17 protein-coding genes are annotated in these 20,732 nt (G+C 72.8%); 6 read left to right on the forward strand and 11 right to left on the reverse strand.

What is annotated here, in order from left to right; translation table 11 throughout:
* Positions 1 to 185 precede the first annotated feature (185 nt).
* Together FVE25_RS14080 and FVE25_RS14085 are read left to right on the forward strand one after the other, a co-directional pair.
* Positions 186 to 3,281 (forward strand): S41 family peptidase, encoded by a 3,096-nt coding sequence (locus FVE25_RS14080; protein WP_157247077.1) that lies wholly within the window; start codon positions 186 to 188, stop codon positions 3,279 to 3,281.
* A gap of 153 nt (positions 3,282 to 3,434) precedes the next feature.
* Positions 3,435 to 4,682, forward strand: a complete 1,248-nt coding sequence (locus FVE25_RS14085; protein WP_157247079.1) for a glycosyltransferase family 4 protein — start codon at positions 3,435 to 3,437, stop codon at positions 4,680 to 4,682.
* A 185-nt stretch (positions 4,683 to 4,867) separates the two neighbouring features.
* Here the strand turns inward: FVE25_RS14085 and FVE25_RS14090 are convergent, their stop codons facing one another.
* The 3 genes from FVE25_RS14090 to FVE25_RS14100 are packed head-to-tail and all read right to left on the reverse strand — an operon-like array spanning position 4,868 to position 6,553.
* Positions 4,868 to 5,779, reverse strand: coding sequence for a S1C family serine protease (locus FVE25_RS14090; RefSeq protein WP_157247081.1), 912 nt, complete (start codon positions 5,777 to 5,779; stop codon positions 4,868 to 4,870).
* A gap of 49 nt (positions 5,780 to 5,828) precedes the next feature.
* A complete protein-coding gene (locus FVE25_RS14095) occupies positions 5,829 to 6,194 on the reverse strand; it encodes a fluoride efflux transporter FluC (protein ID WP_157247083.1) in 366 nt (121 codons plus the stop codon).
* Entirely contained in the window at positions 6,191 to 6,553 is a 363-nt protein-coding gene (locus FVE25_RS14100) for a fluoride efflux transporter FluC (RefSeq protein ID WP_157247085.1), read from the reverse strand. Before FVE25_RS14100 ends, FVE25_RS14095 begins: the two co-directional genes overlap by 4 nt.
* A 71-nt stretch (positions 6,554 to 6,624) precedes the next feature.
* Between FVE25_RS14100 and FVE25_RS14105 the strand changes: the two genes are divergently transcribed.
* Positions 6,625 to 7,332, forward strand: a complete 708-nt coding sequence (locus FVE25_RS14105) for an HNH endonuclease family protein (protein ID WP_157247087.1) — start codon at positions 6,625 to 6,627, stop codon at positions 7,330 to 7,332.
* Here FVE25_RS14105 and FVE25_RS53825 read toward each other — a convergent pair.
* The 4 genes from FVE25_RS53825 to FVE25_RS14125 are packed head-to-tail and all read right to left on the reverse strand — an operon-like array spanning position 7,329 to position 10,050.
* Complete coding sequence (locus tag FVE25_RS53825; protein WP_181019585.1) at positions 7,329 to 7,547, reverse strand: hypothetical protein; 219 nt, start codon at positions 7,545 to 7,547, stop codon at positions 7,329 to 7,331. The two genes, FVE25_RS14105 and FVE25_RS53825, sit on opposite strands and share 4 nt — an antisense overlap.
* The gene (locus tag FVE25_RS53830; protein ID WP_181019586.1) at positions 7,520 to 9,031 is read right to left on the reverse strand and encodes a protein kinase domain-containing protein; all 1,512 of its coding nucleotides are present in this window, start codon (positions 9,029 to 9,031) and stop codon (positions 7,520 to 7,522) included. The genes FVE25_RS53825 and FVE25_RS53830 overlap by 28 nt, the downstream gene beginning before the upstream one ends.
* Complete coding sequence (locus FVE25_RS14120) at positions 9,013 to 9,222, reverse strand: hypothetical protein (RefSeq protein ID WP_157247091.1); 210 nt, start codon at positions 9,220 to 9,222, stop codon at positions 9,013 to 9,015. The genes FVE25_RS53830 and FVE25_RS14120 overlap by 19 nt, the downstream gene beginning before the upstream one ends.
* A 24-nt stretch (positions 9,223 to 9,246) precedes the next feature.
* Positions 9,247 to 10,050: a GDSL-type esterase/lipase family protein gene (locus tag FVE25_RS14125; RefSeq protein ID WP_157247093.1), complete on the reverse strand. Its 804-nt coding sequence runs from the start codon at positions 10,048 to 10,050 to the stop codon at positions 9,247 to 9,249.
* A 184-nt stretch (positions 10,051 to 10,234) separates the two neighbouring features.
* Between FVE25_RS14125 and FVE25_RS14130 the strand changes: the two genes are divergently transcribed.
* Positions 10,235 to 11,464, forward strand: coding sequence for an isochorismate synthase (locus FVE25_RS14130; RefSeq protein WP_181019587.1), 1,230 nt, complete (start codon positions 10,235 to 10,237; stop codon positions 11,462 to 11,464).
* A 243-nt stretch (positions 11,465 to 11,707) separates the two neighbouring features.
* Here FVE25_RS14130 and FVE25_RS14135 read toward each other — a convergent pair whose 3' ends face one another.
* Both FVE25_RS14135 and purB read right to left on the reverse strand, forming a co-directional pair.
* Positions 11,708 to 12,448 carry a GNAT family N-acetyltransferase gene (locus FVE25_RS14135; RefSeq protein ID WP_219825492.1) on the reverse strand — a complete coding sequence of 247 codons (741 nt, stop codon included), beginning with the start codon at positions 12,446 to 12,448 and terminating at the stop codon, positions 11,708 to 11,710.
* On the reverse strand, positions 12,445 to 13,872 hold the full coding sequence (gene purB / locus FVE25_RS14140) for an adenylosuccinate lyase (RefSeq protein ID WP_157247094.1): 1,428 nt from the start codon (positions 13,870 to 13,872) through the stop codon (positions 12,445 to 12,447). Before purB ends, FVE25_RS14135 begins: the two co-directional genes overlap by 4 nt.
* Before the next feature lie 145 nt (positions 13,873 to 14,017).
* On the opposite strand from purB, the gene FVE25_RS14145 reads away from it, so the two are divergent.
* Positions 14,018 to 14,284, forward strand: coding sequence for a hypothetical protein (locus tag FVE25_RS14145; RefSeq protein ID WP_157247096.1), 267 nt, complete (start codon positions 14,018 to 14,020; stop codon positions 14,282 to 14,284).
* 297 nt (positions 14,285 to 14,581) lie between these two features.
* Here FVE25_RS14145 and FVE25_RS14150 read toward each other — a convergent pair whose 3' ends face one another.
* The gene (locus tag FVE25_RS14150) at positions 14,582 to 17,821 is read right to left on the reverse strand and encodes an efflux RND transporter permease subunit (RefSeq protein WP_157247098.1); all 3,240 of its coding nucleotides are present in this window, start codon (positions 17,819 to 17,821) and stop codon (positions 14,582 to 14,584) included.
* A 104-nt stretch (positions 17,822 to 17,925) separates the two neighbouring features.
* Here FVE25_RS14150 and FVE25_RS14155 point away from each other — a divergent pair, with 104 nt between their 5' ends.
* Positions 17,926 to 18,387 (forward strand): MarR family winged helix-turn-helix transcriptional regulator, encoded by a 462-nt coding sequence (locus FVE25_RS14155; RefSeq protein ID WP_246267005.1) that lies wholly within the window; start codon positions 17,926 to 17,928, stop codon positions 18,385 to 18,387.
* On the opposite strand, the gene FVE25_RS14160 is transcribed toward FVE25_RS14155, so the two are convergent.
* Complete coding sequence (locus FVE25_RS14160) at positions 18,377 to 20,662, reverse strand: HelD family protein (RefSeq protein ID WP_157247102.1); 2,286 nt, start codon at positions 20,660 to 20,662, stop codon at positions 18,377 to 18,379. The two genes, FVE25_RS14155 and FVE25_RS14160, sit on opposite strands and share 11 nt — an antisense overlap.
* Between the last annotated feature and the right edge of the window lie 70 nt (positions 20,663 to 20,732).

Below are 20,732 nucleotides of genomic sequence, written 5' to 3' on the forward strand. Positions count from 1 at the left end.
TGCCGACGGCGGGGCACCGTACCCACGACCAGGCTGCCGACGGCGGGGCACCGTACCCCACGCCCGGCGGCTGACGGCGGGGCACCGTACCCACGGCTAGGCTGCCCACGGCGGGCCACCGTGACCAAGCAGCACAACCTGCCGGAGGCCGCGCTCCCCCGCGCCGCCCGACCACCGGAGAAGCCATGCCCGCCTACCTGCGCTTCCCCGCAATCTTCGCGGACGTCGTCGTCTTCGCCGCCGAGGACGACCTCTGGATGGCCCCCGCACGGGGAGGCCGCGCCTTCCGCCTCACCACCGGGCTCGCCGAAGCCCGATACCCGCGCATCTCCCCCCGCGGCGACCACCTGGCCTTCGTCGGCCGCGAAGAGGGCCCGGAAGAGGTCTACGTCATGCCCGCGGAAGGCGGCGCCGCCACCCGCCTGACCTATCACGGCGCCCGCTGCACCGTCACCGGCTGGGACCCGGGCGAGCGCATCCTGTACGCCAGCGACGCCTGCCAGCCCTTCGAGGGACATACCTGGCTGCACCGCGTCGCCCCCGGCGACGTCCCGCACCGCCTGCCGTACGGGCCCGCGAACTCCATCGCCCACGGCCCCCGCGACATGATCGTCCTCGGCCGCAACACCGCCGATCCGGCCCGCTGGAAGCGCTACCGCGGGGGCACCGCGGGCGACCTCTGGATCGATCCCGACGGCAGCGGCGCCTTCCGGCGCCTCATCAAGCTTCCCGGCAACCTCGCCGCGCCCTGCTGGAGCGGCGAGCGCGTCTACTTCCTGTCCGACCACGAAGGCACCGGCAACGTCTACTCCTGCACCCCGGCCGGGCAGGACCTCACCCGCCACACCCACCACACCGACTACTACGCCCGCAACCTCACCAGCGACGGCCGGCGCCTCGTCTACCACGCCGGCGCCGATCTCTACCTCCTCGAAGCGGACGCCGACCGGCCGGTCAAGGTCGACGTCCGCCTGGCCTCCTCCCGCACCCAGCGCAACCGCCGCTTCGTCGAGGCCGCCGACTACCTCGACAGCGCCACCCTCAGCCCGGACGGCACCACGCTTGCCCTCACCACCCGCGGCAAGGCATACACCCTGGCCGCCTGGGAGGGGCCGGTCCGCCGGCACGGCGCGCCCCACGGCACCCGCTACCGCCACCTCGCCTTCCTCAACGACGGCGCCCGCCTCGTCGCCGCCGCCAGCACCGACGGCGGCGAGGAGACCCTCACCCTGCTCGAACCCCATGCCGCCACGCCGCTGGCCGAGCTCGGCCGGGTCACCGAGCTCGTCCCCGACCCCGTGCACGACCGCATCGCGCTCACCAACCACCGCGGCGAGCTTCACCTGCTCGACCTCGGCACCGGCCAGGCCACCCTGGTCGAGGCCAACTCCCACGCCGCCCCCCACGACCCCGCCTGGTCCGCCGACGGCGCCTGGCTCGCCTACGCCAGCCCCCTCAGCTACCAGAGCACCGCCATCAAGCTCCACCACCCGGAGACCGGCCGCACCATCCAGGCCACCCAGCCGATCCTCAAGGACTACGCCCCCGCCTTCGACCCGCAGGGCCGCTACCTCTACTTCATCGGCCAGCGCGTCTTCTCCCCCGTCTACGACCACCTCCAGTTCGACCTGGGCTTCCCCCTCGGCACCCGCCCCTACGCCATCGCCCTGCAGCGCCACACCCCCGACCCCTTCGTCCCCCGGCCGCGCCCCCTGACGGCCAAGGACGAGGACGAGGACGCCGGCGACCCCCAGCCGCTGCACGTCGACGCCGACGGCATCCACCGCCGCGTCACCGCCTTCCCCCTGCCCGAAGGCCGCTACGAACGCATCGCCGCCCTCGGGAACAAGGTCCTCATCCTGTCCAGCCCCCTCGAAGGCGAGCCGATCCTCCACCTCCACGACGTCGCCGCCGGCAAGACGGAGACCTTCGCCGAGGGCGTCACCGACCTCGAGCTCGCCCGCGACGGCAAGACACTCCTCTACCGCGCCGACGACCGGCTGCGCGTCGTCAAGGCCGCCGACGTCCCCGAGCACGACGACGACCCGCCCGGCCGCGACAGCGGCTGGGTGGACCTCGACCGCGTCAAGGTCTCCGTCTGGCCGGAACACGAATGGCGGCAGATGTTCCGCGAGGCCTGGCGCCTGCAACGCGACCACTTCTGGACCCCCGACATGGCCGGCATCGACTGGCAGGCCGTCCACGACCGCTACCTGCCCCTCGTGGACCGCGTCAGCACCCGCGGCGAGTTCTCCGACCTGCTGTGGGAGCTCCACGGTGAGCTCGCCACGAGCCACGCCTACGAAAGCGGCGGCGAGTACCGGCCCGGTCCCGACTACAGCCAGGGCAAGCTCGGCGTCGACTGGGACTACCGCGACGGCGTCTACCGCATCGGCGCCATCGTCACCGGCGACCCCTGGGACCCCGACGCCACCTCACCGCTCAACCGCATGGGCCTGGACATCCGCCCCGGCGACGCCGTACTCGCCATCAACGGGCACCCCATCGGCGCGCACACCACCCCCAACGAGCGGCTGGTCAACCAGGCCAGCCAAGAGGTCGAGCTCACCCTCCAGCGCGGCGAGCACACCTTCACCGCCACCGTCAGAGCGCTCGCCGACGAGCAGCCCGCCCGCTACCGCGACTGGGTCGCCCAGAACCGCGCCCGCTGCCACCAGCGCTCCCAGAACCGCGTCGGCTACATCCACATCCCCGACATGAGCGCCACCGGCTTCGCCGAGTTCCACCGCGGCTACCTCACCGAATACGACCGCCACGCCCTCATCGTCGACGTCCGCCACAACGGCGGCGGCAACGTCTCCGCTCTCCTGCTGGAGAAGCTGGCCCGCCGGCGGCTCGGCTACGGCTACCCCCGCTACGGCGACGCCGAGCCCTACCCGCCGGAATCCCCGCGCGGCCCGCTCGTCGCCCTCACCAACGAATGGGCCGGCTCCGACGGCGACATCTTCAGCCACACCTTCAAGCTCCTCGGCCTCGGCCCCCTCATCGGCAAGCGCACCTGGGGCGGCGTGGTCGGCATCTGGCCCCGCCACCGGCTCGCCGACGGCACCGTCACCACCCAGCCCGAGTGCTCCTTCGCCTTCGACGACGTCGGCTGGAAAGTGGAGAACTACGGCACCGATCCCGACATCGAGGTCGACATCACTCCCCAGGACTACGCCGCCGGCCTCGACACCCAGCTCGAGAAGGCCATCGACACCGCTCTCGACCTGCTGCAGCGCAAACCTCCGCATTCACCGGGAAGTCACATGCAACCTTGACGGGGTGAACGGCGTCTAAAAGGTCATAGACGGGGCAGTGCCACGGGGAGTCCGGCGCACCCGCCTAAAGCTGGACAATAGGCCGGTGACGGGAACTCTCCCGCCGCCGGCCACGTGTGTTCACACACAGACCGACGAGGGGACTACGACAAGGTGCGCGCACTGGCACGCAAGGGGAAGGCCGCGGCCGCCCGGCTGTACAGGGGATACAACCGACGCCGGCAACGCAACGCGCCGCCTCCGTCCATCGGCACGATCCGCATCCTGCTCCTGCACGCCAACGGCATGGGCGGCACCATCAGGACCGTGTTCAACCTGGCCAGCTACCTGGCCGCCACCGGGCGCGACGTCGAGATCGTCTCCATCCTCAAGGAAGCGGAAGAGCCCTTCTTCCCCGTCGACCCGCGCGTCAAGTTCCGCTTCCTCGACGACCGGCTCAAGCCCCGGCGCGGGGTGCGCGGCATGCTCTCGAAGATGCCCAGCCGCCTCATCCCCGAAGGGGAGTCGGCCGCCCACCGGTTCAACGCCTGGACCGACCTCCAGCTGGCCCGGTTCATCCGCTCCATGCACACCGGCGTCCTCATGGGCACCCGCCCCGGGCTGAACCTCGCGATGGCCCAGCTGGCCAACCCGAACGTCATCACCGTCGCCCAGGAACACGTCGGCCTCAACGCCAAGCCCGAGGAACTCCAGGAGCTCATCAAGTGGCGCTACCGCCGCTTCGACGCCCTGGTCACCCTCACCAAGGCCGACCTGCGTGACTACCGCAACACCCTGCCGAAGCGCCCCAAGCGGCTGGTCCGCATCCCCAACGCCGTCCCGCCGATGACCGGCGGCCAGGCCAAGCTCGACGCCAAGCTCGTCATCGCCGTCGGCCGCATCACCCGGCTGAAGGGATTCCACCGGCTCATCACCGCGTGGGAGCAGGTCGCCAGGCTCCACCCCGACTGGAAGCTGCGCATCTTCGGCGACGGCCCCCAGCGCGAGAACCTGCAGACCCAGATCGCCGAGGCCGGCCTCGAGGGCAAGGTCGAGCTCCCCGGCCCCACCCAGGACGTCGGCGCCGAGCTGGAGAAGGCGTCCGTCTTCGTGCTCAGCTCCCGCCACGAGGGCTTCCCGATGACGATCCTGGAGGCCATGGCCAAGGGGCTGGCCATCGTCAGCTTCAACAGCCCGCACGGCCCCAAGGAGATGATCACCGACGAGGTGGACGGCCTGCTGGTCAAGCCGCGTACCAACGACAACCTGGCCGCGTCCATCCTGCGCGTCATCGAGGACGAGCCGCTGCGCCGCTCCCTGGCCGCCGGCGCGCTGGAGACGGCCCGCACCTACGACGTCGACGCCGTCGGCCGCCAGTGGGACGCCCTCCTCGAGGAGCTCCTGGCCCGCCGTCGGCGATAGCATCTCCTTCCATTACGGCGAAGCCGCCGCCCCCGCCACCCGCCGACGCCGGTTTCCGCAGGTCGGGGGGATCGCTTCGCACGTCGGACGGGCCGGGCGCCGTCACGGCGCCCGCAGACCGGCGAGCGCGGGACGTACCCCGGGCCGCGTGTTCCCTCGTCACCCCTGTCCCCTCACCCAGGAGATCAGGCAGTGAGCTCCAGCGGTTCCGCGATCACGTCCACCAGGGCGCCGTTGCGGTAGACCGTGATCGGCAACGGTCTCCCGATGGCCTCGGCGAACATCAGCCGCTGCAGGCTCTGCGCGTCCCCCACCGGAGTGCGCCCGGCGCTCAGCACCAGGTCGCCGGCCCGCAGCCCGGCCCGTTCGGCCGGTGAGCCCGCCACCACCTCCACCACCCGCAGCGCAGCCGCCTGCCCGGTGCGCCGGCGCAGCGGCTCCGGCAGCGGCGCCGGCGAGGTCACCAGCCCGAGGAAGGCCCGCCGTACGCGCCCGTCGCGGATCAGGGCCGCGATGATCGACCGGGTCGTGCTGTTCATCGGCACCGCCAGCCCCACGCCCATCCCGGCCACCGCGGTGTTGACCCCGACCACCCGGGCCCGGGCGTCGGCCAGGGCGCCGCCGGAGTTGCCCGGGTTCAGGGCGGCGTCGGTCTGGATCACGTCCTCGATCATCCGCACCGCGGAGCCGGAGCGCGCCGGCAGCGAGCGGCCGAGCCCCGAGACCACTCCGGCCGTCACCGAACCGGCCAGCCCCAGCGGGTTGCCGACCGCCACCACGAGCTGTCCCACCACCAGCTTGTCGCTGTCGCCGAGCACGGCGGGCTCCGGCGTGGGCCCCTGGGCCCGGATCACCGCCAGGTCGGAGAGCGGGTCGCGCCCGACCACCACGAACTCCTCCGCCGAGCCGTCGGCGAAGGCCACCGTGCCTCCGCGTGCCGAGCCCACGACGTGCGCGTTGGTGAGGAGAAAGCCGTCGGAGGTGAACACCACCGCGGAACCGCTGCCCCGTGCCACCCGGACGGCCGCCACCTTGGGCAGGAGTTCCGCGGCGACCGAGGTGACCACCTGGGAGTAGGCGTCGAGGGGATCCGCCATCGTGCGCTCCTTCGTTGCTTACAGGATTACACGGTAACTCCGCGGGGCTTCAGACGAGCGGCTGCGCCAGAAGCGCACCGGCCGCGGCGGCGCCCAGTCCGGCGGTCACGCTGAGCACCACGTTGCCCAGCGCGGCCCGCCAGGCGCCCTCCTCGGCCAGGCGCAGCGTCTCGTACCCCAGCGTCGAATAGGTGCTCAGCGCCCCGCAGAACCCGGTGCCCGCCAGGGCCATCACCCCTTCGCCGGCGGGCAGCGCCACCAGGAAGCCGAGCACCGCCGAGCCGAGCACGTTCACCGCCAGGGTCCCCCACGGGAAGCCCGGCGGGCGGGTCACCCAGCCGCGGACCAGCCCGTCCAGCACGAACCGCAGGGGCGCCCCCACCGCGGCGCCGAGCGCCACCAAGAGCGCGGTCATCGCCGCCACCGTGCGGCCAGCCGTACCCCGATCCAGACCGCCACGAGCGCGCCCGCCATCGTTCCCGCCAGGTAGAGCGCGGCCGCGCCGGGCGAGCCCTGGCCGGCGAGCGCCCGCGCCTCGATCACGTAGGCCGAGAACGTCGTGAAGCCCCCGAGGACCCCCACGCCCAGGAACGGCCGCGCCAGCCGGTGCATCCCGTGCACCAGCGCCATGAGCACGCCGATCAGCAGGCAGCCCGCCACGTTGATCGCCAGCGTCGTCCACACCGACGGCCACCACGACTGCAGCCAGAACCGCGCCAGCGACCCGGCCACCCCGCCCGCCGACACCGCGGCGAGCACGCGCCATTCCCGCACCGCGCCCTCCTCGTGTCAAATCAGGTGATCATGGGAAATAACCGAGAGGTGGCCAAGCATACGGAGGCTCCTTGAGCACACGGGACGCGGTCGCCATCCTCGCCGGCGGCGTATTGATCGTTTCCTTGTTCGGCAACTCCCAGCGCACGCAGGCCACCAGCCCGGCCGCCAGCCCGCTCGGCAACGGCAGCGGCACCCGGCCCGGCCTGGCTCCCGTCACCGCCGCCGACCGGCAGGACGCCCGCGCCCTCATCACCCGCTTACGCGTCAAGCCCCGCGGCGCCCGCACCGGCTACTCCCGTTCCAACTACGGCGCCGACTGGGCCGACACCGCCCCCGGCGTGCCGTACGCGGGCAACGGCTGCCGCACCCGCGACGACCTGCTCGCCCGCGACGGCCGCGACCTCGTGCGGGCCGGCTGCAGAGTGCTGTCGATGACCCTCACCGACCCCTACACCGGCCGCGCCATCGACTGGCGCCGCAAGGACGCCGGCGAGGTCCAGGTCGACCACGTCGTCCCCCTGTCCTACGCCTGGCGGATGGCGGCCAAGCGCTGGCCCATGTCCAAGCGCCTCGACTTCGCCAACGACCCCCTCAACCTCCTGCCGGTGTACGGCAGGGCCAACGAGGCCAAGGACGGCTCGGGCCCCGCCGGCTGGCTGCCGCCCCGGCGGGGGATCCGGTGCGCGTACGTCACCCGGTTCGCCCAGGTCGCCCTCAAGTACGGCATCCCGGTGACGCGGGCGGACAAGCGGACCATGCTGGCCCAGTGCGGTTAGGCGGCACACGGGTCACGGTAGGGGACGCCGGGCAGGTGGCGTTCCCACTCGGCGGGCGTGAGCGTGCGCGCGTCCCACGCCGTCACCGGCCCCTCGTGCGGGGACACCACCAGGGTCCGGCCGCCCGGGCTCAGCGCCGCCGCGCTCACGTCGCGCCGCTGTCCCCGCGGCCAGGGCCAGGCCGTGCTCAGCTTGCCCGACACCGTGTCATACACGCGCACGCCCCACTCACCGGCCACCGCCATGAGCCGCCCGTTGGCCCCGGCGGCCGCCACCGACGCGCCCGCCTCCGGCGGCAGGCGGAACACCGACTGCTCCGGCGCGCCCAGCGCCGCCACCAGCCCGCCCCTGGTGCCGGGCCCGGGCGCCAGCCGGCCACGTTCAGCAACATCGCCCGGACCGGATCGGTGACCCTCAGTCCATCGGCCTCGCCCACCAGCTGCCGGCCCGCGGCCAGATCCCGCTGCTCCCCGGCCCGATCCGCCTGCCAGAGCGCGGCGACCACCGCGAGATAGGCGAGGACGGTGAGCCCGAACAGCACCGTGGTCAACGCGCGCCGACGGCGGTCCCGGCGCCGGGTCAGGCTCGTGGCGGCCTGCAGGAAGGCGCGTTCCCGTGCGGTGAGCGCGCTGTTGACCCGGCCCGTGGCCGCCCACTCCATGGCCTGCTCCAGGCGGATGCCGCTCAGCAGGTCGCCCTCGCGCCGCCCGTGCTCCTGCCACGCCCGGGCCGCCACGCTGATCTCGGCCAGCACCGGCAGCCCGTCGCTCTCGGCCGCCACCCACGCGCGCAACCGCGGCCAGGCCCGCGCCAGCACCGGATGGGTCAGCGTGACCCGCCCCTCTCCCTCGGCCAGCACGTACCGGAAGGCGTCCAGCACCGGCCGCGCCCGCTCGCCGAGCTCATCGACGACCGCCCCCCGCGCGCCCATGGCCACCAGCCGCAGGAAGATCCCGGGCGCGTGCCCCCGATCACGTTCCCCGAGCCCGGCGTAGGCGTCCTCGGCCAGCGTGCCCAGGGGCGGATCGGCGTGCCCGGGCGCCAGCGCGCCCGCCGCCACCCTGCTCCCGGCGGCCAGCACGTCGGTCCCCGCGCCCGCCCGTGTCCCGGTGGCCAGCGCCTCGCCGCCGTCGGCGCTGACCAGCGCCAGCAGCAGCTCGCGGGCCGTCGGCCGCGCCCCTGGGTCCTTGGCCAGCGCCGCCTCCACCCAGGGCCGCATCGAAGCCGGGACGGCGCCCAGATCCGGCCGGACGGTCAGCACCCGATGCGCGGCCGCGCCTGCCGCCGGCCCGCCGAACGGATCGGCGCCGGTCGCGGCGAACACCATGACCGCGCCCCACGCGAACACGTCCGCCGCGGCGCCCGCGGGCTGCCCGATCAGCACCTCCGGCGCGATGTACCCCGGCGTGCCCGCGACCTGCCCGGCGCCGGTCAGCGACATGTCCGCCGCCCGCGCGATGCCGAAGTCGATCACCCGCGGGCCGTCCGGGCCGAGCAGCACGTTGTCCGGCTTCAGGTCACGATGCACCACGCCCGCCTCGTGGATGGCGGTCAGCGCCGTGGCCACCGCCGTACCCAGCCGGTGCAGCTCGTCCCCTTGGAAGCGGCGCACCTCGCCGGCCGCGCGGCGCAGGCTCGGCCCCGCCACGTACTCACTGACGATGTACGGCCGGCCGCCGGTCAGCTCCGCGTCCAGCACCTCGCCGTGCAGAACGAGGCGACCCGGGCCGCGGCCTCCACCTCCTTGGCGAAGCGCTCGCGGCTGCCGCCGGGATGCAGCACCTTGACCGCCACCCGGCGACCCTCCGGGTCATAGGCGTCGTACACCGAGCCCTGGCCGCCGGAGCCCAGCAGTCCGGCCAGCTCGTAGTCCCCGATCCGTGTTTCCACATCGCATTGGACGCCCGGGCACCGTCATGAGTTGGGCTGGAACACCGGCGACCAGTCAAAGCCGTGCTTAAAAGTCTGTTCGGCCACCGCCCGCTGCCCGGCGGCATTCGGGTGGAAGAAGTCCCATTTGCTGATGTGGTCGAGGGTGTAGGGGAAGGAGAAGACGGCGCCGCCGTCGCTGCGGCAGTTCGGCCCGTAGCCGGCGCAGGCACGTTCCAGCGCCTGGTTGTAGTCGATCACCCGCTCGCGGACCCGCGCCCGGCGCTGCGCGTCCTTGCGCGCCTTCGAGCCCGGCGCGGCGAGCATCGGCCGGCAGATCCGCCCGAGCGTCCAGAACGTGCGCGCGATCGCGCTGTCCTTGCCCGCCTGCCACAGGCGGCGCAGGTCCGGGATCGTGGCCACGAACACCCGCGCCTGCGGCAGCCCCTCCTTGAGCTCCCCGAGAGCCTGCTCGACCCGCCGGCCGAACACCTCGACCGGCGTCATCGTCTTCTCGGTGCCCGCGCACACGTCGTTGGCGCCCATGAGAATGGTCACATATTCGGCTCCCGCCTTCACCGCCTGTCCCACCTGTCGCCGAAGATCGGCGCTCGTCGCGCCCGGCTGGGCGAAGTTGAGGTTGCCCGAGCGCATGCCCAGACGGGTGAAGTGGCTGCGGATCCCGGCCTCGTCGCCGGCCGCCCACGAGCGCGACGGGCACGAGACGTACCACCCGCACGCGTTGAACCCCGACGTGATCGAATCCCCCAAAGCGGCCATCACCTGCGGAACCGGAACAGTCACCGATCCGGCCGCCAGTACCGCGGCCGCGGCCAAAGGCGTGATCATGGCCACAAAGGTAGATCTCTCCCGTGCGGGCGGCCATACGAACCGCGGCCGTCACACCCACTTCGCATCGCCGCTTGACACGCCCGATCCGCACTGCGGGAAAGTTTTCGTGTTCATGGTCCGTAACCGGTCATTCACGGGGGCGGGAGTCGAACGTGTTCAGTTCCCGCATAGAGTGTCTTGAGTGAGTGTCGCGCTCGGAATCACCCGCCCTCTGCCGGTTCGCACCACCTCGGTAGGTGACCCCGGTGACCTGCTGGCATCCCTGCCGGAGACCGCCCCCTTCGCATGGGTCCGGCATGGCGAGGGCCTGGTCGGCTGGGGTGAGGCCGCCCGCGTCACGGTACCCCCCGGCCCCGATCGGTTCGCCTGGGCGCGCCAGTGGCTGACCGACGTTTTCGGCCACGCCGCGGTCAGCGACGAGGTGCGCATCCCGGGCACCGGGCCCGTCGCGTTCGGCACCTTCACTTTCGACGAGAACTCCGCGGGCTCCACCCTCGTCGTCCCCCAGGCCATCCTGGCCCGCCGCGACGGTCACGCCTGGCTCACCGTCATCGGCGAGACCCCCGTCGAGCACTTCACCCCGATCCGCTCCCCCGGCCGCATCAGCTACGGCGACGGCAGCCTCAGCGCGCCCGAATGGGAGGCCATCGTCGCCCGCGCCGCCCAGCGCATCCGCGAGGGCGAACTCGAAAAGGTCGTCCTGGCCCGCGACCTGCTGGCCACCGCCGAACGCCCCATCGACGTGCGGCTGCTCCTGGCCCGCCTGGCCACCCGCTACCCCGAGTGCTACACGTTCTCCGTGGCCGGCCTGGTCGGCGCCACCCCCGAACTCCTCATCCGGCGCACCGGCCAGGAGATCGAATCCCTCGTCCTGGCCGGCACCACCCCGCGCGGCACCAGCCCCGCCGACGACCTCGCCCGCGGCGCCGCCCTGTTCGCCAGCGCCAAGGACCGCCACGAACACGAGTGCGCCATCGCCTCGGTCCGCAACACCCTCGCCCCGCTGTGCTCGGCCCTGCAGACCCCGGACGAGCCGGAACTCCTCGTCCTGCCCAACGTCCAGCACCTGGCCAGCCACGTCACCGGCCGCCTGGCCGACGGCGCCTCCGTCCTGGACGTGGTGGCCGCCATGCACCCCACCGCCGCCGTCGGCGGCACCCCGACCGCGACGGCCATCGACGTCATCCGCGAACTCGAGGGCATGGACCGCGCCGGCTACGCGGGCCCGGTCGGCTGGATCGACGCCCACGGCGACGGAGAGTGGGGCATCGCCCTGCGCTCGGCCCAGATCTCCGGCCACCGCGCCCGCCTGTTCGCCGGCGGCGGCATCATGGCCACCAGCGACCCCGCCCTCGAACTCGCCGAAGCCCAGGCCAAGTTCCGCGTCATGCAGTACGCCCTCGAGGGGTGACTCGCCGCGGGTCTGCGCGGCGCTGAATCCCATACGGCGCAGCCGCCGCCCACACCACCCGCCGACGCGGGCGGGCGCAGGTCGGCGGGATCGCTTCTCACGTCGGACGGGGCCGGGCCCCGTAACGGCGCCCGTCAGCCCCCTGGACCGGAACCCCGCTGGCCGGAACGTCCCATCCTCCGCAGACCCCTCCGCGTCGCCCCGGAACGGACGACCCGGACCGCGTTTCCCTCGTCGCCGCCTTCAGTCCCCGTCCTTCGTGCCCGCTGCCGCTATGTGGCGGCGGATGAAGCCCAGGCGGCCGTACACGGCCAGGGCGGCCGGGTTGTCGTCGTCGACCATCAGGGCGGCGCGGCCGTAGTCCTTCTCCAGGTGCCAGGCCACCCATCGGCACAGGCGGCCGGCCAGGCCCCGGCCGCGGAAGGCGCCGGCGGTTGCGACGCCGCCCAGTAGCCCGACGTCGGGGGCGCTCCACGCGTCCGCTGCCACCGCCGCGAGCCGGCCGTCGATCCGGATCCCGGCCCAGCGCCGGACTCCGGGCAGGCCGGGGACGGCGTATGAGCCGGGGGCGGATCGCCCCAGCAACGCCGACACCTCGGCGTCCTCCGCGGGGTCCAGCCAGGCGGCGTGGTCGCCGGGGGTGGGCGCCATGCCCGGGGGGAGGCTCATCCAGGAGAACTCGCCCGCCACCTCCATCCCGTCGATGTCCGCCGCCACCTGGGCGATCAGCTCCGTGTCCCCTACCGGGTGAAAGGACGGGCCCAGCTCACCCAGCGCGTGCCGTACCAGGAGTGCCGCGGACGCGGCGTCGCCCGAGACGCCGAGGCGGTCGCGGCGGGCCAGGCGGGGGGAGGCCGTCACCACCGCGTCTCCCAGCGCCCACGCCCGGGATCCGCGGGCCAGCCCCCGGGCCGCCCACATCACCAGGTCGTCGTCACCGCACGCCGCGCGCACCTGGTCCGGCGTGTGCAGCTCACGGATCACAGGATCGCGCCCGGCCGGTACGCCGCCGCCTCCGGGTGCGCGGCCACGACCTCGCCGACCCGCTGCGACACCGACTCCACCTGGTCGGCCGCCGCCCCGGTGAACGACACCCGGTCGGCCAGCAGCGCCTCCAGCGCGGCCCGGTCCAGCGGGAAGCGCGCGTCGGCCGCCAGCAGATCGAGCAGTTCGTTGCCGGCCCCGCGCGAGCGCATCGCCAGGGCCGCGGCCACCGCGTGCTCCTTGATCAGCTCGTGCGCCTGCTCCCGGCCCACCCCGGCCCGCACCGCCGCCATCAGCATCTTCGTCGTCGCCAGGAACGGCAGGTACCGATCGAGCTCGGCCGCGATGACCGCCGGGAAGGCGCCGAACTCGTCGAGCACCGTCAGCATGGTCTCCACCAGGCCGTCGAAGGCGAAGAACGCGTCCGGCAACGCCACCCGGCGCACCACGGAACACGACACGTCCCCTTCGTTCCACTGGTCGCCCGCCAGCTCGCCCACCATCGAGGCGTAACCCCGAAGGATCACGGTCAGCCCGTTGACCCGCTCGCACGAGCGCGTGTTCATCTTGTGCGGCATCGCCGAGGAGCCGACCTGCCCCTCCTTGAACCCCTCGGTCACCAGCTCGTGCCCGGCCATCAGCCGGATCGTCTTGGCCAGCGACGACGGCGCCGCCGCCAGCTGCACGAGTACGGTCACCACCTCGTAGTCCAGCGACCGCGGATACACCTGGCCGACCGAGGTGAAACGATGCTCGAACCCCAGATGCGCCGCGACCCGCCCTTCCAGCTCCGCGAGCTTGCCGCGGTCGCCCCCGAGCAGGTCGAGCATGTCCTGGGCCGTGCCGACCGGGCCCTTGATCCCCCGCAGCGGATACCGCCCGATCAGCTCCTCCAGCCGGGTGAAGGCCACCAGCAGCTCGTCGGCCGCGGAGGCGAACCGCTTGCCCAGCGTCGTGGCCTGCGCCGCCACGTTGTGCGAGCGGCCGGCCATCACCGTCGCCTCGTGCTGCTCGGCCAGCGTCGCCAGCCGGGCCAGCAGCGCCACCGTGCGATCGCGCGCCAGCAGCAGGCTGTCGCGCACCTGCAGCTGCTCGACGTTCTCGGTCAGGTCGCGAGAGGTCATCCCCTTGTGCACCTGCTCGTGACCGGCCAGCGCGTTGAACTCCTCGATCCGCGCCTTCACGTCGTGCCGGCTGATCCGCTCGCGCTCGGCGATGGAGGCCAGATCGACCTGCTCGACCGCCTTCTCGTAGTCGGCCACGGCTCCTTCCGGCACCGCCACCCCGAGCTCCGCCTGCGCCCGCAGCACCGCCAGCCACAGCCGGCGCTCGGCGACGACCTTGTACTCGGGAGACCACAGGCGGGCCAGCTCCGCGGAGGCGTAGCGGGCGGCCAGGACATTGGGGATACGCGGCTCAGTCACGTTCCATGAGTCTATTGCCCCTGTACCGGCCGCGACGGCCGCACCCCCTGGACGACCCGGGTGGCATGACACGGCCTGTCATGCCACGTCACAGGGTGCCGCCAACCATTGGGGCCGGACACACCGCTCGGCTACTCTCATGATCATGACCAGCGACGCACAAGGGGAGATCGTCCGCCTGCTCCAGAAGGCGCAGGCCGAACGCAGAGCCGTCGAGGAGCGCTACCGCGCGGACCTGGAGCGCCACCGCCAGAGCCTGGCGCCCCTGATCAGAGCCGCCCGCGAGAACCGTCTCACCAACCGCCAATGGGCCGACGCCTACGGCATCACCGAACGGCACGCCCAGCGCCTCGCCGACGACCTCGGCCTGCCCAAACTGGGTCCCGGCGGCAAAAGGCTCCCGGCCACCTGACCTCCGCGGTCTCCGGGCCCCCTCCCGGGCCGTCTGCCCACGCTGAGCTCGTCATGCGCTGAGCGAGGTGGCGGCATCGAGTGACAGATTCCGCAGGCACAAGCATTCACCCCGCACCGCTGGCCTTACCCCGTTCCGGTGCTCGTGCTCACCCAGGCCGGTCTCCACATGCCGATCCGGCAGGGGCTGTCGCTCGTCCTCCCGTCCGGCGCGGCCCCCATGGCACTTCGGCCCCGGGTGAAAGCCGCCGCGGCGGACGGGGCACCACACCCGTCCGCCGCGGTGGCATCGCCCCGGTTACGGAGTCGGGGCGAGCACCTTGGGCTCCTCCTCTACCGGCGCCGCCGGCGTGCGGCGGAAGCGCTCCTTGGTCCGCTCCACCATCGTGTACAGCGTGGGCACCAGGACCAGCGTCAGCAGCGTCGAGGAGATGAGGCCGCCGATCACCACGATGGCCAGCGGCTGCGAGATGAACCCGCCCGACCCCGTCACGCCCAGCGCCATCGGCGTCAGCGCGCAGATCGTGGCCACGGCCGTCATCAGGATGGGCCGCAACCGGCGCCGGCCGCCCTCCACGACCGCCTCGACGATGCCCATGCCCTGATGGCGGTACTGGTTGATCAGGTCGATCAGCACGATCGCGTTCGTCACCACGATGCCGATCAGCATCAGCATGCCGATCAGCGCCGGCACGCCCAGCGCCGTGTCCGTGGCCACCAGCAGGCCGATCGCGCCCGTCGCCGCGAACGGGATGGACACCAGCAGGATCAGCGGCTGGACGAACGAGCGGAACGTCGCCACCATGATCATGAACACGATCGCGATCGCCGCCAGCATCGCCAGGCCGAGGTCCGAGAACGCCTGCGCCTGGTCGGCCGAGACGCCGCCGATCTCGTAGCGGGCGCCCGCGGCCAGGGACACGCTCTTCAGCTTGGTCTGCAGCGCCTGCGTCACGCTGCCCAGGTCGCTGCCGGTCGCCTTGGCCGAAACCGTCGCCGACCGCTCGCCGTCGATGCGCGAGACCTGCGTCGGGCCCGCGACCTGCTCGACCTCGGCCACCGACGACAGCTTCACCAGACCGGCCGCGGTGGGCAGCTTCAGCTTCTCGATCTCCTCGACGTCCTCGGGGGCGTCACCGCCGCGCAGGACCAGGTCGGAAGCGCGGCCGTCCAGCGTGATCTCGCCCAGCGGGGCGCCGCGGAACGCCTGCGCGACCGCCTGGCCGACCTGCGCCTCCGACAGCCCCTTCTCCGCGGCCTTCTCGCGGTCCACGCGGACCTCGATGCGGGCGGCGCTGGCCTCCAGGTTGGAGGAGACGTCCCGCAGGCCGGGCACGTCCACCATCGCGGCCTTGACCGCCTCGGACGCCGTGCGCAGCGACTCGGTGTCCGGCGCCTGCACGATCACGTCGATCGAGTCGGAGGAGAACCCGCCGCCCTGCGCGCCCACCTTGACCTCGCCGACGCCGCTCAGCCCGGCCAGCCGTTCGCGGATGCGCTGCTCGACGGCGACGGTGTCGACGTCCTCCTTGAGCGTGACCGAGTAGGAGGCCCGGTCGGCGCCGCCGCCGGCCCCGCCCTGCATCTGGCTGCCACCGCCCACGTTCACCTGGTAGGACTCCACGCCGTCCAGGCCGGACAGCGCGTCCTCGACCTTCTTGGCCGCCGCGTCGGTGCCCGCCAGGTTCGTGCCGACCGGCATGCGCTGGCTGATGGAGACCGTGTTCTGCCCGGAGGCGTCCAGGAAGTTCGTCTGGAGCTGGCCGGCCAGGCCCATCGTGCCGACGAACACCGCCACGCCGATCAGCAGCGTCACGACGCGGAACCTGGTCGCGAAGCGCAGGACCGGCAGGTACATCCGCTGCAGCGGGCTGCGCAGCTCCTTGGCCTCGGCCTTCTCCCGGTAGGCGCGCGCCTCCTCCGGCGTCAGCTTCGGCGCCTTCAGGAACCAGTACGCCAGCACCGGCACGACCGTCAGCGACACCACGAGCGAGGCCAGCAGCGCCACCGCCACCGTGATCGAGAACGGGCCGAACAGCTCGCCCACCATGCCGCCGACCACCGCGATCGGCGCGAACACCGCCACCGTCGTCAGCGTCGAGGCGGTGACCGCCCCCGACACCTCGCGCACCGCGGTCAAGATGGCCTGCAGCTTGGCCTCGCCGTACCCGAGATGGCGTTTGATGTTCTCCAGGACCACGATCGAGTCGTCGACCACCCGGCCCACCGCGATCGTCAGCGCGCCCAGGGTCAGCATGTTCAGCGAGTAGTCGCCGATCCACAGCGCGATCAGCGCGATGACCACCGACAGCGGGATCGAGACCGCGGTCACCAGCGTCGAGCGCACCGACAGCAGGAAGACCAGGATGACCAGCACGGCGAACGCCAGGCCCAGCAGGCCCTCGGTGGTCAGGCTCCGGATGGACTCCTCCACGTACGGGGCCTGGTCGAAGACGACCTCCACGGCCGTGTCGGAGGAGTCGCCCAGCGACTTGGTCAGCTCGGGCAGCTTCTCGCGGATCTCGCCGGAGATCGTCACGGCGTTGCCGTCGGGCATCATCGTCACCGACACGCCCAGGCTCGTGTGGCCGTCGGTGCGAGTCAGGGTCGTCGCCTCGGCCAGGCCGCGCTCGACCGTGGCCACGTCACCGAGCTTGACCGGCTTGAGCGGCTTGGGCGCGGCGACCTGCGCCTGCGCGGGCACCTGGCCGCTCTGCGGGCGGCCCTGCTGCGGCATGCCCTGGGGCTGGCCCTGCGGGCGGGCCTGCTGCGGGGGCTGGGGCTGCGCCTGCGGCTGCGCGGGCGTCAGGTAGAGGTCCTTCAGCTTGGCGACCGAGTCGACGCGCGCGCCCACCTGGACCGACAGCGACTTGCCGTCCTGGCTGAGCGAGCCGGCGGGCAGCGGGGTGCCGTTGGCCTTCAGCACCTCGGGGATCTGCGCCGCCGACACCCCGGCCTTGGCCATCTTCTCGGCGTCCGGGGTGATCGTGACGACCTCGTCGCGGGTGCCGGTCACCGCGGCCTCGCGCACGCCCTCGACCGACTGCAGCTCCGGAACCATGAGCCGGCGCAGCTTGTCGGCCATCGCCCGCGGGTCGCCGCCGTCGCCCACCGACAACACCATCACCGGGATGTCGTCGGTGTTGCCGGCCACCACCTGCGGATCGACATTGTCCGGCAGCTGCGACTGGATGCGGCTGACGGCGCTCTGCATCTTGGTGACCGACTCTTCGATGTCGGTGCCGAACTCAAAGGCGACCTGGATCTGCGCCATCCCCTCCTTGGAGGTCGACGTGATCTTCTCCAGGCCCGGGATCCCCTGGAAGGAGTCCTCGATCGGCTTGGTGACCTGATCCTCCACGATCTCCGGCGCCGCGCCCGGGTACGGAGCGATCACGAAGGCGCCCGGGAAGGCGAGCGACGGCAACAGCTGCTGCTTGAGCTGCGGGATCGTGAACGCGCCAAACGCGCTGAGCACGACCGCGACCAATATCACGAGGCTGCGGTTGACCAGGCTCAACCGGGCGAAAGCGGTCATGGAAGTCCCTTCAAGAGTTCGCCCCAGACTAACACTTCGCCTTGCACGAATATTTAATGTGAGGTGGACTTCCTGATAACCTTCTCAGGAAACAAGGGGTGAGAGTGGACGACGAACGCGCCGACCTGATCCGCCGGATCACCGAGACCCAGCGCGACCTGGGCCGATTCTTCGCCATGGATCGATCACCCCTGTTCGACAGCAATCTGACGCTGCGTCAGCTCAAGGTCGTCATGCTCGTGCACTTCCACGGCTCGGTCTCCGGCCAGGACCTCGCCCACAGTCTCGGCGTGGGCCTGGGCACGGTCACCGGCATCGTCGACCGGCTCGTCGGTCACGGCCTGGTCAGCAGGCACGAGGACCCCAACGACCGGCGGGTGCGCCGCATCGAGCTCACCGACGCCGGCCGCGAGCTCGTCGAGCAGATCAACGACACCGGCCAGGGCCACTTCCGCCGCATCATGGAGTGCCTCGACCTCGCCACCCTGAAGATGATGGCCGAGGTCACCGAGAGGGTGCACGAGGTCGCGGCCGCGCTCACCCGGCCGGGCTCCTTCACGTCGTAGCCGCCAGGAGGCGGAGCGCGCCCGGCAGCGGCCCCTCGTGCACCACCGCCAGCCGCCGCGTGGCCCGGGTCACCGCCACGTACAGGTCGCGCCCGCCCATCCCCGCCGGATCGGCCACCACCACCGCGTCGAACTCCAGCCCCTTGGCCTGCGTCACCGTCAGCACCGCCACCGGCGCGTCGAGGTCGGCGCCGTCCGGGAACAGCTCCAGCACCCGCGGGTGCCAGGCGTCGGAGACGACCACGCCCAGGCGCCCCTCCCCGATCGCGGCCAGTTCCTCGGCCACGACGGCGGGCACCGCCCCGGGCCCGCCGGCGACCGCCCGCGGCTCGGCGCCCTCCTCGCGCACCGACTCCGGCGGCTGCTGGCCGGGATCGATCTCGCGCAGCACCTCGGCGGCCGGCCGCATGATCTCCACCGGGGTCCGGTAGTTGACCTCCAGCCGTTCCTCCCGCCAGCGTCCCTCCAGGTGGGGGTCGAGCATCTCGGCCCACGAGCGCGCCCCCGCCGCCGAGCCGGTCTGCGCCACGTCGCCCACCACCGTCAGCGAGCGCGCCGGGACCCGGCGCATCACCAGCCGCCAGGCCATCGCCGACAGTTCCTGCGCCTCGTCCACGATCACGTGCCCGTAGGCCCACTCGCGGTCGGCCGCCGCCCGGTCGGCCAGCGTGCGCTCCGGGCCGTCGTCGTGGTGCCGCTCGGCCAGGCGCCCCTCCCCGATCAGGTCGCTCAGGTGCCCGAGGTCCACGACGTCGTCCAGCTCGGCCACCTGCAGCACCTCCCGCGCATACAGCTCCTCGCCGGCGCGCTCGCGCTCGGCCTCGCGGGCCGCCAGGCGCCGGGCGGAGTCGTCCTCGCCCAGCAGCTCGGCCGCCTCGTCCAGCAGCGGCACGTCGCCGACGGTCAGCTCGGCGCCGGGCCCGGCGGCAGGGCGCAGCAGCACCCGCCAGTCGAGCCCGGCCGGGACGGTCGCGGCCAGCGCCTCGGGGTCGGCCAGCGTCTCGGTGATCAGGCGCCGCGGGGTGAGGTCCGGCCACAGGGCGTCCACGGCCCGCCGTACTCCGGGGTCGGCCCACAGACGCTCGGCGCCGAGCCGCAGGCCGGTCTCGTCGAGGTCACGATCCAGCTCCAGCGGCTGGTAGTCGGGGTCGTCGAGTTCCTCGATGCGCAGCGCCGCCTCCAGGGCCCGCGCCTCGGCCACGACCAGTTCCTTGAGCAGTTCGGTGACGAACAGCTTGCGGGCCATGTTGTGCGGCAGTCGTACCGCGCGGGCCCGATCGCGCAGCGCCGCGCAGACCTCGCGCGGCACCGTCAGGACCAGGTGCTCGCAGGGAACCTCGAGGTCGCCGTCGGGCACCCGCTGGCGGCGGCGGACCGCGGCGGCGACGAACGCGGCCATCCGCACGTCGCCCTTGACCGCCTCCGCGGCGGGCGTGTCGCGGGCCGTCGCCCGCACGCCCGGGAACAGCTCGCCCACGGTGGCCATCACGATCTGCGTCTCGCCCAGCGCGGGCAGCACCTGGCCGATGTAGCGCAGGAACATCGGGTTGGGCCCCACCACCAGCACGCCGCGGCGCTCGAGGACGTCGCGGTGGGTGTAGAGCAGGTAGGCCGCGCGGTGCAGCGCCGCCACGGTCTTGCCGGTGCCGGGGCCGCCCTGCACCACCAGCGCGCCCTGCAGGCCCGCGCGGATCACCCGGTCCTGCTCGGTCTGGATCGTGGCCACCACGTCCGTCATCCGGCCGGTACGGCCCCGCCGCAACGCCGCCAGGAGCGCGGCCTCCCCCACCAGGCCGCGCCGGTCGGACTCGCTCATCCCGGCCAGGTCGAACACCTCGTCGTCCAGGCCCACGACCGTGCGCTCGCGGGTGTGCAGGTGGCGCCGCCGTACCAGATCGGCCGGATCGGCCGGGGTGGCCACGTAGAAGGGGCGCGCGGCCGGGGCGCGCCAGTCGATGAGGACCGACTCGTGCTCCTCGTCGCGCAGCCCGATGCGGCCGATGTAGATCGTCTGCCCGCCGGAGGTGTCGATCCGGCCGAAGCACAGGCCGCGCTCGACCCCGTGCAGCCGGGCCAGCCTGACCGCGTGCTCGCCCGCGGTCACCTCGCGTTCGACGCGCATCCGTGCGGTCAGCCCCGAGCCGGATCCGGCGTGCGCGGCGCTCAGCGCCGCCTCGGCGCGGGTGCGGGCCGCGTCGAGCCTGTCGTACATCATCGAGACCGTGACCTGCTCGGACGCGATCGCCGCGGATAGCACACCTTGACGATTGGGCATCGTGTGATACACTCCTCATAGGAGATGTGTGAGTCTCACTTCAAGCAAAGAGCCAAGCCTCCACCATACC

Source organism: Nonomuraea typhae (assembly GCF_009760925.1).
In the GTDB taxonomy this organism is placed as follows: domain Bacteria; phylum Actinomycetota; class Actinomycetes; order Streptosporangiales; family Streptosporangiaceae; genus Nonomuraea; species Nonomuraea typhae.

Bases quoted from the DNA above. Each gene is read 5' to 3' on its own strand.
- FVE25_RS14080 (WP_157247077.1), top strand. From the start codon at position 186: ATGCCCGCCTACCTGCGCTTCCCCGCAATCTTCGCGGACGTCGTCGTC.
- FVE25_RS14090 (WP_157247081.1), bottom strand. From the start codon at position 5,779: ATGGCGGATCCCCTCGACGCCTACTCCCAGGTGGTCACCTCGGTCGCC.
- FVE25_RS14095 (WP_157247083.1), bottom strand. From the start codon at position 6,194: ATGACCGCGCTCTTGGTGGCGCTCGGCGCCGCGGTGGGGGCGCCCCTG.
- FVE25_RS14125 (WP_157247093.1), bottom strand. From the start codon at position 10,050: ATGATCACGCCTTTGGCCGCGGCCGCGGTACTGGCGGCCGGATCGGTG.
- FVE25_RS14145 (WP_157247096.1), top strand. From the start codon at position 14,018: ATGACCAGCGACGCACAAGGGGAGATCGTCCGCCTGCTCCAGAAGGCG.
- FVE25_RS14150 (WP_157247098.1), bottom strand. From the start codon at position 17,821: ATGACCGCTTTCGCCCGGTTGAGCCTGGTCAACCGCAGCCTCGTGATA.
- FVE25_RS14160 (WP_157247102.1), bottom strand. From the start codon at position 20,662: ATGCCCAATCGTCAAGGTGTGCTATCCGCGGCGATCGCGTCCGAGCAG.